Below are 14,045 nucleotides of genomic sequence, written 5' to 3'. Positions count from 1 at the left end.
GGCTGCCGCCCGTCCTGGCGGGCCTGGCCAGCCTGGGCATCGTTGCCGGTGCCAGCGGCCTGGTGGCCACCAGCCGGTATGCCCTGGGGCTGCCGGCCGGGCTCCTGGCCGCCGGTGCCCTGTGGCGGCACAGCCGCCAGCTGCCGCCGGCCGAGGCACCCGGGGCGGTGGCCACCGCTGCCGCGGCGCTGCTCCTCGACACCCTGGCGGCCGGAGTCGTGGTCCCGCCGGCCGATTTCTTTCCAGCCTCGGTGGTCAGCCAGACCTCCTTTGCCGGGGTCTTGGGCTTTCCGGTGCAGCTGCTGCGGGCTGGCCTCACGGTCCTGATCAGTATGGCGGTGTGGCGGCATGCCGGCCGCCGGCGCCTGGCCCTCATACCCGAGCTGACAGCGCGGCCAAGGATCCGTTATGACCTGTTCTGCGCCCTCGGCTTGGCAGTGACGCTGGCCGGCGGCTGGCTGATCACCCAGGCCTGCGGCCAGCAACGGGGCCAGGAGGCCCGCCAGCGCCGGGAGGCGGGGCTGGCCCTGGCCGGCCGCACCCTCACTGCCGCCATGGCCAACGCGGAGCAGCTGGTGCGCACCCTGGCCGATTCCCCGGTCCTGGCCGTCCAGGACCTGGCGACCGACCTCGATCTGGAGGCGGTCAACACCACCCTGGACCGGTACAGCCGGGTCATTCCCGAATCCGTCTGCTATCTCATGGATGGACGTGGCCAAACCCTGGCCTCGTCCAACCGGCATTCGCCCGCCGGCTTCGTGGGCCACAGCTACGCCGTCCGCCCGTATTTCCAGGCGGCCCGCGCCGGAGAGCAGGGTCACTACGTGGCGGTGGGCCTCACCTCCCGGGTCCCCGGCTACTACACCAGCTTTCCGGTCCGGGGTCCGAGCCGGGAGGTGAGCGGCGTGGTCGCCATCAAGATCAGTCTGCTCTCCTGCGATCTGGCGGTGGATGCCGGCGATCTGGGCCTGCTGGCGGACGAGCACGGCATCATCCTGGCCGCCACCGATGAGGAGCTCTACCTGCGGCCCCTGTGGCCCCTCAGCAGGGAGGCCCGGCAAGGGATCATCGCCGCCAGCCAGTATCCCCTGCCCGAGGCCCCGGCCCTCTTGGCCGGCCCGCCCGCGGCGGACGGGCGGGTCTTCCTGGACGGCCGGCCGTTCTGGCTGCTCCGCCGGCAGGCCAGCCAGGGGCTGACCTTTGTCATCCTCAGCCCTCTGCCGGAGATCCAACAGGGCCGGCTGGCCAGTATCCTGGGGGTGATGGTGCTGGCGGTCCTGATCCTGTCCTTCTTCGTGGCCCAGGAGCGGTCCGAAGAGACGAACGAGGTGCTGCGGGCGTCCGGCCTGGCCATGCGCCGGGCCAAGGAGGAATGGGAGCGCACCTTCGATGCGGTGCCGGACCTCATCGCCCTGGTCGATCCCCAGTACCGGATTCTGCGGATCAACCGCGCCATGGCCGCGGCCCTGGGTCGCACGGCTGCCGGCTGCATCGGCCAGGCCTGCCATCAGGTGATCCATGGCACAGACACGCCGGTGGCCCAGTGCCTGCACTGCCTGCTCCTGGAAGACGGCCCAAGCCACCGGACGGAGATCTTCGACGAGCGCCTGGGCCGCCACTTCGCCATCACCTCGACCCCCCTGCGGGACCAGGATGGCACCCTTCTGGGCAGCGTCCATGTGGCCAGGGACATCAGCGAGCGCAAGGCGGCGGAGGCGGCGCTCGTGGCCAGCGAGGCGCGCTACCGGCAGCTGGTGGAGGACACCTCCGACATTGTCTACACCTGCGACGCTGCCGGCACCCTGACCTTCATCAACCAGGCGGTCACCCAGCTGGGGGTACGTCCCGAGGAACTGGTCGGCCGCTCGGTGCTGGCGCTGGTGCTTGCCGAAGACCGGCCGGCCGTGACCGAGGCCTTCCGGCGGGGCATCGTCGAGGGCCGACTCCGGCGGGATCGGGGCGAGCCGCCGCTGAGCTTCCGCGTCCGGCGCCGGGATGGCGGCATTGTCCATCTGGAGGTGGTGGGCAGCCTGATCCGCGACCCGCAGGGCCGCATCAGCGGCGTCGGCGGCATCCTGCGCAACATCAGCGCCCACAAGGAGGCCGAGGCGGCCCTGCACCGGGCCAAGGAGGCGGCCGAGGCGGCCAGTCGCGCCAAAAGCGAGCTTCTGGCCAACGTCAGCCACGAGATCCGCACCCCCATGAACGGCATCCTGGGCATGGCCAGCCTGCTCCTGGATGCCCCCCTGCCAGAGCCCCAGCGCCGCCAGGCAGAGACCATCCTGGCCAGTGGCCAGGCCCTCCTGGCCATGCTCAATGACATCCTGGACCTGTCCAAGATCGAGGCCGGCCGCCTGGAGCTGGAGGAGGTGCCCCTGGACCTGGCGCGGCTGGTGGCCGAGGTCGCGGAGATGCAGGCGGTGCCGGCCCGGGAGAAGGGCCTCTCCCTGCGGGTGGAGATGGATCCGCAGGTGCCGAGGCAGCTGCGGGGGGACCCGGTGCGGCTGCGGCAGATCCTGCAAAACCTGGCAGCCAATGCCGTCAAGTTCACCGAGAAGGGCGAGGTGCTCCTCCGGTCCAGCCTGGAGCAGGCCGATGCCCAGGGGGTCCAGGTGCGGCTGGCGGTGGTCGACTCCGGGATCGGCATCGCCCCGGTGGACCAGGCCAGGCTGTTCGCCCCCTTCACGCAGGCGGATGCCTCCACCTCCCGCCGTTACGGCGGCACCGGCCTCGGCCTGTCCATCGCCCGGCGCCTGGCCCGGATGATGGGCGGCGAGATCGGCCTTGAGAGCACCCCGGGCGTGGGATCCACCTTCTGGCTCACCGTGCGTCTGGCGCGGGACGATCGGCCGGCCGAGCCAGCGGCCCCGGCCGGCCCACCCCGGCCGGCGTCCTGGCCCGGCCGGCGGGTGCTGGTGGTGGAGGATGATGCCACCAACCAGGCGGTGGCTCAAGGGTTTCTGGCCCGCCTTGGCCTGGAGGTGGATCTGGCGCCCGATGGCCGGGCCGCCCTGGCGGCCCTGGCCGCCCGTCCCTACCACCTGGTGCTCATGGACTGCCAGATGCCGGAGATGGACGGCTACCAGGCGACCCGTCTCATCCGCGATCCCGACTCGCCGGTCCTGGATCACCGGGTCCCCGTCGTCGCCATGACCGCCCACGCCATGCCCGGGGATCGGGAGCGCTGCCTGGCTGCCGGCATGAGCGACTACATCGCCAAGCCCTTGCAGCAGGCCGAGCTGGCAGCAGCCGTGGAGCGCAGCCTGGGTCAAGGCCTGGCCACCTCGACCGCCCCGCCCCCGGAGGCGGCCGCCGGGCAGGTCGTCTTCGATGCTTTGGAGCTGCAGCAGCGCCTGGGCGATCTCACTGGTGTGGCGGGCCTGGTGCTGGCCACCTTCGTCCGCAACACCCCGGCCCGCCTGGCTGCCATCGTCCGGGCACTGGCGGCTGGCGATTCGGAGACCGTGGGCCAGGAGGCCCACGCCATCAAAGGCGCCGCCGCCGCCGCCGCCGCTCCCCGGCTGCAGGAAACCGCTCGCCTCCTGGAGGCCGGAATCACGGCCGGCGACCTGGCGGCGGCCCCGGCCCTGGTCTCCCGGCTCCAGGAGGATTTCGCCCAGCTGTGCCAGGCCATTGCCGCGGCAGGCCTGGCCCCGGACGACCGGCCGCCGCAGCTCGAGCCCGGGATGGCCCCGGCCGGGGACCCGGACCGTTAGACCCTGCTCGGCCTCCTTTTCCCGCATCGCCCCGGAGGACCACCCTGATCATGACCCAGCTCACCCCCCACGAGGAGATCCATGGCCGGCTGGACCGCCTGCGCCACAGGCTGGCCGCCGCGGACCTCGACGGCGCCCTGCTCTCCTTTGCCGTGGACGTCTTCTACTACAGCGGCACCCGGCCCAACGGCGTCCTCTGGGTGCCGGCCGCGGGCGAGCCGGTGCTCCTGGTGCGCAAGGGCCTGGCCCGGGCCCGGGAGGACAGCCCTCTGGCCGACATCCGGCCCTTTCCTCCCAGCCGGGAGCTCATGGAGGTCCTGGGCGGAAGCGCCCGGCGCATCGGCCTGCCCTTCGACGTGCTGCCGGTGCAGGTCTTCGAGCTGTACCGGCATCTCCTGCCGGGCTGCTCCTTCGCCGACCTGTCTGCAGCCAACCGGGAGCTGCGCTCGGTGAAGTCAGCCTGGGAGCTGGAGCAGCTGCGGGCCGGCGGCCGGCGGCAGGGGGAGATCTTCGCCCTCCTTCCGGCCATCATCCGGCCCGGCATGCGGGAGCTGGATGTGGCGGCCGAGCTGGAGTGCCGGCTGCGCAAGGCCGGCCTGGCAGGATACTTGCGCATCCGCGGCTTCAACCAGGAGCTGACCGGCGGCCTGGTGGCAGCCGGCGCAGGCGCCGCCCGGCCCGGCTGCTTCGACGGCCCGGTGACCGGCGCCGGCGTCTGGACCGCGGCCCCCTATGGCCCCTCCTGCGCGGTCATCATGCCCGGCCAGCCGGTGCTGGTGGACTATGGCGGCTTCTGGAACGGCTACATCACGGACATGAGCCGCCTGTTTGCCATCGGCCCCCTGGCGCCGGACCTCATGCGGGCCTTCCAGGTGGCCTTGGCCATCCAGGACTGGATCGCCCAGCGCTTGCGGCCCGGCCAGGTGCCGGAGGATCTGTACCAGGGGGCGCTGGCCATGGCCGCCGAGGCCGGACTGGCGGATCGTTTCATGGGCCCGCCCGGCGAGGCGGCCCGCTTCGTCGGCCACGGCGTCGGCCTGGAGCTTGACGAGCTGCCGGTCCTCGCCCCCCGCTTCCGGGAGCCGCTCCGGGCCGGGCAGACGCTGGCGGTGGAGCCCAAGTTCCTCTTCCCGGGCCAGGGCGTGGTGGGCATCGAGAACACCTTCGCGGTGAGCGAGGCGGGTGGCGAGCGGCTGACCATCCTGGACGACGGCCTGCAGGTGCTGTAGGAGGAATGCCATGTCCGACCTCCACGACCCCCGGGTCTTCTTCGCCGCCGAGCGTACCCTCCTGGCCTGGAACCGGACCAGCCTCACCCTCATGGCCTTCGGCTTTGTCATCGAGCGCTCCGGCCTCTACATGCACGTCGCGGCTCCTGACCGGCCGAGCCCGCTGGAGCGGGATGTCTCCATCGGGGTGGGCATCGCCTTCGTGGCCCTGGGCCTGGTTGCCGCCGTCCTGTCCATCGTCCAGTACCGGCGGGTCCTGAAGACCTTGCAGCCGGCCGAGATCCCGGCCGGCTACCGCCCCTGCTTCGGCGTAGCGGTCAACGCCCTGGTCGCCGCCCTGGGCATCGGCCTCATGGGCTATCTGCTCATGACCGCCCGCTGACCCTCGGAGCCCGGCGCTTCCCGGTTGCAGACACCGGCAGGCCTGCGGTATCAAGAGGCGCACAGGACTCGGCTGACCACAGGAGGTGCCATCATGACCCTGGAGGAACGGACGGCCGCGCGCCGGCTGAGGATGGAGGTCCACCGGGCCCAGGATTTCGCCGATGCCGAGCGCTGGGATCTTCTTTACTGGCAGCGCCAGGGTGCCCAGGCCCGGCTGTCCGCCCTGGTGGCCCTGCACCGGGACGTGGCCCGCGCCATGGCCGCCCGCGGCCAAGACTCCCGGGAGGAGGCCTGATGGAAGCTATCCAGGACTTCGAGGATCTCCTGGCCCTCCTGCACAAGCACCAGGTGCGCTATCTCATCATCGGCGGCTTGGCTTTCATCTTTCACGCCAAGCCTCGCTACACCAAGGACATGGATGTCTGGGTCGACCCCGCTCCGGACAACATCGCCCGAGCCAACTTGGCGCTGGCCGAATTCGGCAGCCCAACCCTGCTCCTGCCCGAGGATCGGGACCAGATCCTCCAAATAGGAGTCGCTCCCAACCGGATCGACCTGCTCCTGTCGGTGGGTACTCTGGATTTTCCCGGAGCATGGCGCCGGCGGGTCGAATGCCGCTATGGGGAAAGTCCAGCCAGCTGGATCGACCTGGACGGCCTTCTCGCCATCAAGAGCGCCATCGACAGCCCCAAGCATCAGGACGACGCACGGGTGCTGCGAGCGGTCAAGGGGCTGCGCGGCGACGAGACCCCCTAGTCCGGGCGCCATGGCTCTGATCCTGGGCCTCGGGTTGCTGTCCATGCGTCCGGCTCGCCGTCTCCTCCTGGGCCTGGTCCTCCTCGCCTGCACCGGCTGCGCCGGGCTCTACTTCCAGCCTGCCACCACCCCGGCCGCCCCGGCCCGCCCGGACCTGGCCCACTGGCCCTACCGGGAATACTGGTGCGGCCTCGTCTTCAACGGCGCCAGGATCGGCTTCTCCCACCTGGCCATGGCGCCGGCGGCCGAGCCCGGCCTCTATGAGATCCGCTCGGAGATGGCTCTTGCCTTTCGCCTCCTCATGCTGGACAAGCGGATCACCCTCAAGGCGCAGGATCTGGTCCGGCCCGATCTGTCCCTGGTCTCCTTCCATTACGACTTCAACCTGGACGGTCACACCCTGATCCAGGACGGCCTTCTGGAGGGGGATACGCTCACGGTGCGGGTGGAAAGCGGCGCTGGCGTGGAGGAGGAGCGCCACCCCGCACCGGCCGCTCTCTATCCGGCCAGCGGCACCTACCTCTATCCGCTGCTCCACGACCTTGTTCCCGGCCGGGTCTACGAGTTTGCCGCCTACCACGCCGAGGCCCGGACCGTGGCAACCGTGCGGCAGGAGATCTTCGGCTGGGAGACCTCCGAGCTGTTTTTTGGCCAGGCCTGCCGGATCCGCACCCAGGCCCTGGGCCAGAGCGTCGAGACCTGGCTCGACACCCAGGGCCGGCCGCAGCTGGAGCTGGCCCTGGGCGGGGTGCTCATCGCCGGCCTGGAGGACGAAGCCGTGGCGCGCCGGTATCTGGCCGAGGCCGCCTTGTCCAAGGCCGAGGCCTTCATCGATTTCAGCCTCATCCGCACCGAGCCGCCTATCCCCCAGCCCCGGGCCACCACCGAGCTGGAGATGCTGGTGACCGGCCTGCCGGCCACCCTGACCCTGCCCAGCGACAGCACCCAGACCTGCACCCCGGAGGCGGCCGCGGTCCGCTGCCGCCTCCGCCGGCCGGCCGCTCGTCCCTGCCGGCCGGCATCGCCCGACACCTGGCCCGAGGAGGCCCGCTGGGCGCTCTTCCCCACCAACGCCGCCCCCAACAGCCACCCGGCCATCCAGGCCCTGGCCCGGGAGGTCGCCGGCTCGGAAACCGACCCCTGCCGGCAGATCGACCGCCTCCTGGCCTGGATCGCCTCCCACATCGCCCGGGAGCCGGTGGATGTCTTCTCCGCCCTGGATGTCCTGGCCGGCGGCAAGGCCGAATGCCAGGGCCACGCCCTCCTCTTCGCCGCCCTGGCCCGGGCCCTGGACATCCCCTGCCGGGTGGTGAACGGCATCACCTACAGCGAGGACTTCGCAGGCTTTCTCTATCACACCTGGACCGAGGTCTTTCTCGATAGCAGCTGGCAGCCGGTGGATCCCACCTTCGGCCAGCCGGTGGCGGACGCCACCCACCTGAAGCTCCTGGCCGGCGAGACCATCAAAGAGCTGGCGCCCCTGGTGGACGTGGTGGGAAGGATTCAGGTGGAGGTGAAGGGACAGGAGGGAAGGGAATGAGCCTACGACCGGTGCGGTCAGTCTTCCAGATCCAACGCCTTGCTCAACGCCTCGGCCGTCCCGCGGGTAGTCCTGCCGGCCTGGTAGTCCTCCAGGGAGGCACGGAGTCGGGCCTGGCAGGCCTCCTCCTCAGCGGCGAGCAGCTCCTGGTAGCGGTCCTCGGAGAGCACCACATACTGGAGTCGATTGTTCCGAATAACGTGAACATCGCCGGTGGCAAGCAGATCATCCACAGCGGCGATGCCCCGCCGTTTGATTTCCTGTGCCGAAACGAGATGCATGGTCCAGCCTCCTCTAATGCGCCCCCATCAAGCCGGAATCTCGCTGAGATAGGGCAAGCCGCCGTAACGGCCCCGCAGATACCCTTTTTGCAGGGCCTCGCCCTTGCGGGGACTGAAATCGGAAAGTGGACGCAGGCAGGAGGCAGAGGCGGCATCCCGCTCCACAAACCAGATCTGGTCCCGCCGCAACACCTCAGGGTCCAGAATCGAGGTGTCGTGGGAAGAGAAGATCACCTGGCCTCCCTGGGAACCGGCAGCCGGGTCATGGAGGCGCCGCAGCAGGAACCGGACGATGGCCGGATGCAGGCTGTTATCAAGCTCGTCCACGAAGGCGATCCGGCCACTGGCCAAGATGTCGAGCCAGGGCCCGGCATAGGCAAAAAGCTTGCGCGTGCCATCCGATTCCTCGCCCAACGGCAAGGACACGGTTCCATGGCCCCCAGGAACCGGGTGCAGAAGCTGAACCCGCACCAGCTTCTTGCCCTCCAGCTCCTGCCGCACCTGTTCGCGGAGGTCGGCGGGCAGGTCCGCGGGCAGATCCTCCGGCGAAAATGGCCGCTTCTCCAGACGAACGTCGGCAATGCTCAGGTCAGCGGCATTGAGGAAGGCCACCACCCGCTGCCGGATCGCCTCGTCCTGGCACTGCTCGATGCTGAACACCGGATCGACGAGGACGCCGTGGGGAATGACCGCCAGCTCCCGGAACCAGTGGAACAGGGGCTTGAGCGCCAAGGCATTGAGCTGTACCGCGGTGGACAGGAACAGGGCATTGGGCCGGGTGGCCTCCTGCCAGAGCCGCTTGGGCCCGGTCAACTTGTTGCCCAGGTGCCAGCTCTCCTTCCCGGTCGCCGGATCATACCGCCGGTCCAGCCAACGCTGGGGCCGCCCCCCAGGAAAGGCCAGCAGCCATTCGGCCGTCACCCGTTCCCGGGTGGCCGCGAATCCATACTGGTACCGCACCCCATCCTGGATCACCAGCACCTGGACCTCGCTGGCGCGGCTGGACGCCTCAGGATGAAAGAGGAACGGCTGCACCGGGATCGGCTCCCCCTCCTGCCCCTCCTTGGCCGAGCCCAACACGAACTGCTTCATGAAGTCCATGGCCCGGATCAGGTTGCTCTTGCCGCCGGCGTTCGGACCATAGAGGACAACCGAGCGCAAGAGGTTCGGCACTCCAGGCACCTGCGAGGAAAAGCAGTTGCTCTCTCGCAGCTCGCGACCAGGGCCGGCGGTCATCTGCAGGGCCTGGGTCTGCCAGAAGGAACGGAAGTTGGCGACGCTGAATTCCAGAAGCATGGTGGGCCTCGAAAGGGTCTGTTGACTTTTTCAGGCCGATTATTGCACAAATAATGCAATTTCTACACAAAAAATATTGCCATCCGGACGACCGAGACTCATCCTGTGTCGCAGGAGGCTCCGCTTTCGTATGCCATTCGTCGATCTCCATCGCAGTTTCGTGCCCCTGGACAAGGACGAGGAGGCCGCCCTTGACTTCGACCCCCGTTGGGGGCGGAAGTACGGTGGCTGGCTGGACTGGCCTGACCTCCTGAAGCGGCGCCGCGTCGTGCTGCTGGCAGAGGCTGCCAGTGGCAAGACGGAAGAGCTCCGGCATCAGGCCAAGTCCTTGGAATCCCAGGGGCAGGCGGCCTTTTTTGTCACCATTGAGGACCTCGCCGACGACGTCTTTGAGAATGCGCTGGAGCCACGAGTCGTGGATTTGTTCCGGCGCTGGCGGGACGGGATGGCGACGGCAGATGCGTGGTTCTTCCTGGACTCGGTGGACGAGGCGCGCCTCAACCGCAAAGAACTGCGGAAGGCCCTGAAGTGCTTCCGGCGCGCAGTGAACGGGCAAATGGAACGGATCCGGGTCTATCTCTCCTGCCGAGCCAGCGACTGGCGGGGACAGGCGGACCGGGCGGCCATCGAAGAGCTTCTGCCTGTGCCGGTAAGGCCCATAGCGACGGAACAGGACGATCCCGATGCCGCTCTCCTCGACCCCGTCTTCAAGGAGAGCCGGCGGACCGGGCCGCCAAGAGGGGCGGACGAACAGGTGCCGGACGCGGAAGCCCTGCTGGTGGTGCGGCTGGTGCCGCTGGCTGCCGCACAGCGACGCCAACTCGCTGCAGCCAACGAGGTCCAGCAGCCCGATGCCTTCGTGACGGCGGTCGAGCAGCAGGGTCTCGACGCCCTGGCCGAGCGGCCGGGCGATCTCCTGGATCTGGTCGCCTACTGGCGGGATCACCACGGCCAGTTCGGTTCCCTGGCCGAGATGACTGAGCACGGGGTCGCCCGCAAGCTGGCCGAAGAAGACAAGTACCGGCCCGACAACCAGCACTTGGCGGCCGCCAAGGCCCGCCAGGGTGCAGAGCGTCTGGCCGCGGCCCTCACCCTGGCCAGGTCCTTCACCATCCGCGCCCCGGGCCACGAGCCGGACCCCACCCTGGCCGCCGGTGCCGTAGACCCCGCTGCGGTGCTGGACTGGACCGACGCCGAGCGCAACGCCCTGCTGCGCCGGGGGATCTTCGCGCCGGCCACCTATGACCGGATCCGGTTTCACCATCGCGGCACCCAGGAGTACCTCACCGCCCAATGGCTGCACCGCCTGCTGCAGGCCGGTTGCCCGCGGCAAGCGGTCTGGGACCTGCTCTTTGTGGAGCGCTACGGCGTCGAGACCGTGGTGCCCTCCCTCCGGCCAGCCGCAGCCTGGCTGGCCCTGAAGAACCAGGCGATCCGTGACGAGATCATCAGAAGGGAGCCCCTGGTCCTTCTCCGCCACGGCGATCCCGGCTCCCTGCCCCTGGCCGTCAAGGAGCAGCTTCTCCTCGCCTACGCCACCCGGCATGCCGCAGGCGAAATCGCTGACGACATGGTGGATCATCGCTCCCTGTGGATGTTCGCGACGCCGGACCTGGCAGATGCCATCCGGCAGGCATGGAGCATCAACGACCGGACCACGTTCCGGACCGACCTGCTGCGACTTGTCCGGGAAGGGACGATCCACGCCTGCGTCGATCTGGCACGGCCCATCGTCGTTGATCCGGCGGCAGACGACTACCTGCGGATCGTTGCCCTGGAGGCCATCGAGGCGTGCGCCGACGAGGCAGGGCTGGTCGCGGCTGCGGCGTGGCTGAATGGTGCGACACCTCAGGCCATCGCACGCCTGGGGCCCCATTTCGCCAAGTTGCTTTTTCCACGACGTCTCTCTGTTGATGAACTGCTCGGAGTGATCGAGCGCTTTCCAGGGCAGGAGGATCACCTCTCGTATCCCGAGCTCGAGCTCAAGGAATTCTGGCAGGCCTGCCCCGATGTTGCCACCCGTGACGCGCTCTTGGCAGGACTCGGAACCCTGTGCCTGAAGCCCCCGTTTCGGAATGAAATCAGGCGCGTCTCGGCGCGGTACCATTGGCTTGCCAGCCGTTTGACGCCATTGGCGCACCAAGCGGTGCTGGCCCTGGGAGAGGCCGATATCTCCGCGGGCTTGATCCAGGTCCTGATGGCCATAGAACGTTCCGACCAGTACGGTTCGTGGGAAGAGGATGCACCGCACCTGGCCGCAATGGTTGCCGCCAATGGCCGTCTGAAACGCCGGCTATTCTGGGCGGATGTGGAGGAGACACGACGCAACGGCAGCCGACGATCCGACCTCGCAATCTCTTGGAACCAGGCCCGGCCGCACCCAACTCCGTTGTGGCAGCTCGGGGCGCAGGATCTGGGATGGTTGTGTGCGGACCTCGCAGACCTCCCCCGGGAGACCGACCGCCGGACTGCCCTCCGAACCATCGTAAGTCTTCTGCGAAGGCAACACGACGGACTGGACGCCGAAGTGGACCGTCTGCGCAGCCTGGTGAAGGGATCCAGCGCTCTCCAAGAGGCGCTGGAGTCCTTTCTCACGCCGACGGTCAATGAACCGGAAGAACCTGCCGAATGGAAAGAACTGACCCGTGAGATCGAACTGGCCAAAGATCAGGAAACCTGCGCCAAGAAGGCTTCTTGGATCGCCTTCCGGGACCAGGTCAGCGCCAATCCAGCGGCGCTCCGGGATCCAGCCATCCTTAAAGACTGGGCTGTGGGGGCTTCCAAGCTCTTGACCCTGAACAGATGGCTGGCCAATAAAGCTGGCCACGGACTCACGCAGGCTGCCCGGCACTGGCGGCTCCTGGCCAAAGGCTTCGGGGAACCCGTCGCCGAAGCCTTCCGGGAAGGCATGAAGCTCCTGTGGCGAATCACGACACCGGCCCGGCCGGTGCGCAAGAACGGCATGGTCGAAGGGCAGTGGACCATAGTCCTGTCCATCGCCGGGTTGGGGATTGAGGCCGCGGAGGACCGGGATTGGGCTGCGCGGCTGCTTCCCTGCGACGCGAAGCGAGCGGCAGAACATGCCTGCCTGGCGGGGGCTGGATATCCGGCGTGGCTCGACGACCTGATCGATCAGCATCCGTCCGTCGTCCTGCCGCTTCTCCGAAAGACGCTGCAGGCTGAATGGTCAAACCCTGAGGAAGGGTGCCACGACTTCCTGGTCCAGTATTCCGGGAGGGAGCGGCAGATCCAGCCGGCCGTCCAGGAGATTCTGTTCGCGATCATCACCGGTCCCAACAAGCCTGCAAGCTTGACGAGGCTTCACCACGGTCTGGCCGTGCTGGGGCGCCTGGACCTGGACCCGGAGGATCGCCGGCGGCGAGCCGCGGCGTTGGCGCGCCGCCGGCTCCGCGCAGCGCACGCCGCCAACAACGACGCTGTCATGCACCGTTACCTGGCGATGCTGTTCCTGGTCAATGGCGTGGCGGCCACGGACGAGCTGGTCCGACGGCTGGACATCTCGTCGCCGGGGGACAAAACCCGGTTCGAGGCCGCTCTTGCCGCCTTGTTCAGCCACATCGGCCTGGCACAGAGTGCCCTGGCGGATCTGCCCGTACCCTCCCTGTTGGCCCTGACACACCAGGCTTATCGGCCTGCGCCCTCTCAGGATGAGCAGGCGAAGGAGGCCCGAGGCGCCCTCCTGCAGGCCTTGATCCGAAGGCCAGGCGCTGAGGCCTTCCATGCCCTGCACGAACTCGCCGACGAAGAGGCCATTGGTGAGCGAGCGGCGAGTCTCCGCGAGCTCGCCCATGGCAAGGCCGAGAGCGATGCCGAGCTGCCAGCCTGGACTCCGGCCGAGGTGTTGAACTTCGAACACCGCCACGTCGTACCGGCCAAGACCGGTGAGGCGCTCCTGCAGGTGGTCCTCGGCGTCCTGGCGGAGATCCAGCAGGACCTCCGGCATGAGGACTTCACCTCAAGGCCGTTGCTCACACGGGCCGCAGATGAGCCCGAGGTACAAGGCTGGCTTGCCGAGCAACTATCCCTGCGAAGCCGTGGGCAGTTCCACGTGCATCGCGAGGCGAAGGTGGCAGACATGAAGCAGCCGGACATCGTCGTCTCGTCCACCGCAGCGCGTTTCGAGGTGGCGATTGAGGTGAAGCACGGCGGGATGGACTGGACGGTTCGGGAGCTTGAGCGCGCCCTCACCCGCCAACTGGCGGAAGACTATCTCAAGCCGGCGAGCCGCCGGCACGGGATCCTGGTGGTGAGCCATCACGGCAAACGGACTTGGCGTGACCCGGCTACCCGGGCGTCCTTGCAGTTTCCCGCGCTTGTCAGCCGCCTGGATGAGCTGGCGCGCCGTTTACCAAGGAACGCTCTGGGTGCCATTGCGGTCCGGGTCAAGGGACTCGACGCCTCGACACCCGTCTGAGGCCCAGGTGAGCGGGAACAGGCCTCCCGCCAGCCTTGTCTTGCACATGGCTTGGTGGTAATGGTCCTGGAGCTGGCGGTGGCGGCTGGATGCCCGTTCATCCTCACCTTCAACATCCGGGACTTCACCGGCAGTGCTCGTTTCGGGGTTCGGGCGTTGACAGCGCAGACATTCCTCACCCTGCTGGGAGGCATCCCATGAGTACCCTCAGCCTCAGGCTCCCGGCGTCCCTCCACCGGGAGCTGCGGAATCTGGCTTCCCGGGAAGGCGTCTCCATCAACCAGTTCATCGCCACCGCCGTGGCCGAGAAGGTCGCCGCGCTCCTGACCGAGGACTATCTGCAGGCCCGGGCGGGGCGCGGCAGCCGCGCCGGGGTAACCGTTCACCAGGGTAGCTGGTGAACGGTTA

The 14,045-nt window shown here is 68.6% G+C and carries 11 protein-coding genes; 9 read left to right on the top strand and 2 right to left on the bottom strand.

The genetic code is table 11. The features are described 5' to 3' along the window. The 6 genes from AB1634_15860 to AB1634_15835 form a co-directional block, all read left to right on the top strand. Positions 1-3,716 (top strand): PAS domain S-box protein (locus AB1634_15860; protein ID MEW6220989.1); only part of this gene is annotated, 3,716 nt, incomplete at its 5' end. Between the two features lie 50 nt (positions 3,717-3,766). After that, positions 3,767-4,945: a Xaa-Pro peptidase family protein gene (locus tag AB1634_15855; GenBank protein ID MEW6220988.1), complete on the top strand. Its 1,179-nt coding sequence runs from the start codon at positions 3,767-3,769 to the stop codon at positions 4,943-4,945. A gap of 10 nt (positions 4,946-4,955) precedes the next feature. Further along, positions 4,956-5,327: a DUF202 domain-containing protein gene (locus tag AB1634_15850; protein ID MEW6220987.1), complete on the top strand. Its 372-nt coding sequence runs from the start codon at positions 4,956-4,958 to the stop codon at positions 5,325-5,327. A 93-nt stretch (positions 5,328-5,420) separates the two neighbouring features. Next, on the top strand, positions 5,421-5,624 hold the full coding sequence (locus tag AB1634_15845; protein MEW6220986.1) for a hypothetical protein: 204 nt from the start codon (positions 5,421-5,423) through the stop codon (positions 5,622-5,624). Next, positions 5,624-6,085, top strand: coding sequence for a hypothetical protein (locus AB1634_15840; GenBank protein MEW6220985.1), 462 nt, complete (start codon positions 5,624-5,626; stop codon positions 6,083-6,085). Before AB1634_15845 ends, AB1634_15840 begins: the two co-directional genes overlap by 1 nt. 43 nt (positions 6,086-6,128) lie before the next feature. Then, a complete protein-coding gene (locus tag AB1634_15835) occupies positions 6,129-7,625 on the top strand; it encodes a transglutaminase-like domain-containing protein (protein ID MEW6220984.1) in 1,497 nt (498 codons plus the stop codon). A gap of 17 nt (positions 7,626-7,642) precedes the next feature. Here the strand turns inward: AB1634_15835 and AB1634_15830 are convergent, their stop codons facing one another. Both AB1634_15830 and AB1634_15825 read right to left on the bottom strand, forming a co-directional pair. Next, positions 7,643-7,906, bottom strand: a complete 264-nt coding sequence (locus tag AB1634_15830) for a prevent-host-death protein (protein MEW6220983.1) — start codon at positions 7,904-7,906, stop codon at positions 7,643-7,645. A gap of 27 nt (positions 7,907-7,933) precedes the next feature. Then, entirely contained in the window at positions 7,934-9,202 is a 1,269-nt protein-coding gene (locus AB1634_15825; GenBank protein ID MEW6220982.1) for an ATP-binding protein, read from the bottom strand. Between the two features lie 130 nt (positions 9,203-9,332). Between AB1634_15825 and AB1634_15820 the strand changes: the two genes are divergently transcribed. The 3 genes from AB1634_15820 to AB1634_15810 are packed head-to-tail and all read left to right on the top strand — an operon-like array spanning position 9,333 to position 14,038. After that, complete coding sequence (locus AB1634_15820) at positions 9,333-13,637, top strand: hypothetical protein (GenBank protein ID MEW6220981.1); 4,305 nt, start codon at positions 9,333-9,335, stop codon at positions 13,635-13,637. A gap of 51 nt (positions 13,638-13,688) precedes the next feature. Then, entirely contained in the window at positions 13,689-13,838 is a 150-nt protein-coding gene (locus AB1634_15815) for a PIN domain-containing protein (protein ID MEW6220980.1), read from the top strand. Then, positions 13,835-14,038: a YlcI/YnfO family protein gene (locus AB1634_15810; GenBank protein MEW6220979.1), complete on the top strand. Its 204-nt coding sequence runs from the start codon at positions 13,835-13,837 to the stop codon at positions 14,036-14,038. The genes AB1634_15815 and AB1634_15810 overlap by 4 nt, the downstream gene beginning before the upstream one ends. Positions 14,039-14,045: the final 7 nt, after the last annotated feature.

This window comes from Thermodesulfobacteriota bacterium, assembly GCA_040755095.1.
Taxonomy (GTDB): Bacteria; Desulfobacterota; Desulfobulbia; order Desulfobulbales; family JBFMBH01; genus JBFMBH01.
This window is presented reverse-complemented; position numbering and strand designations above follow the sequence as displayed.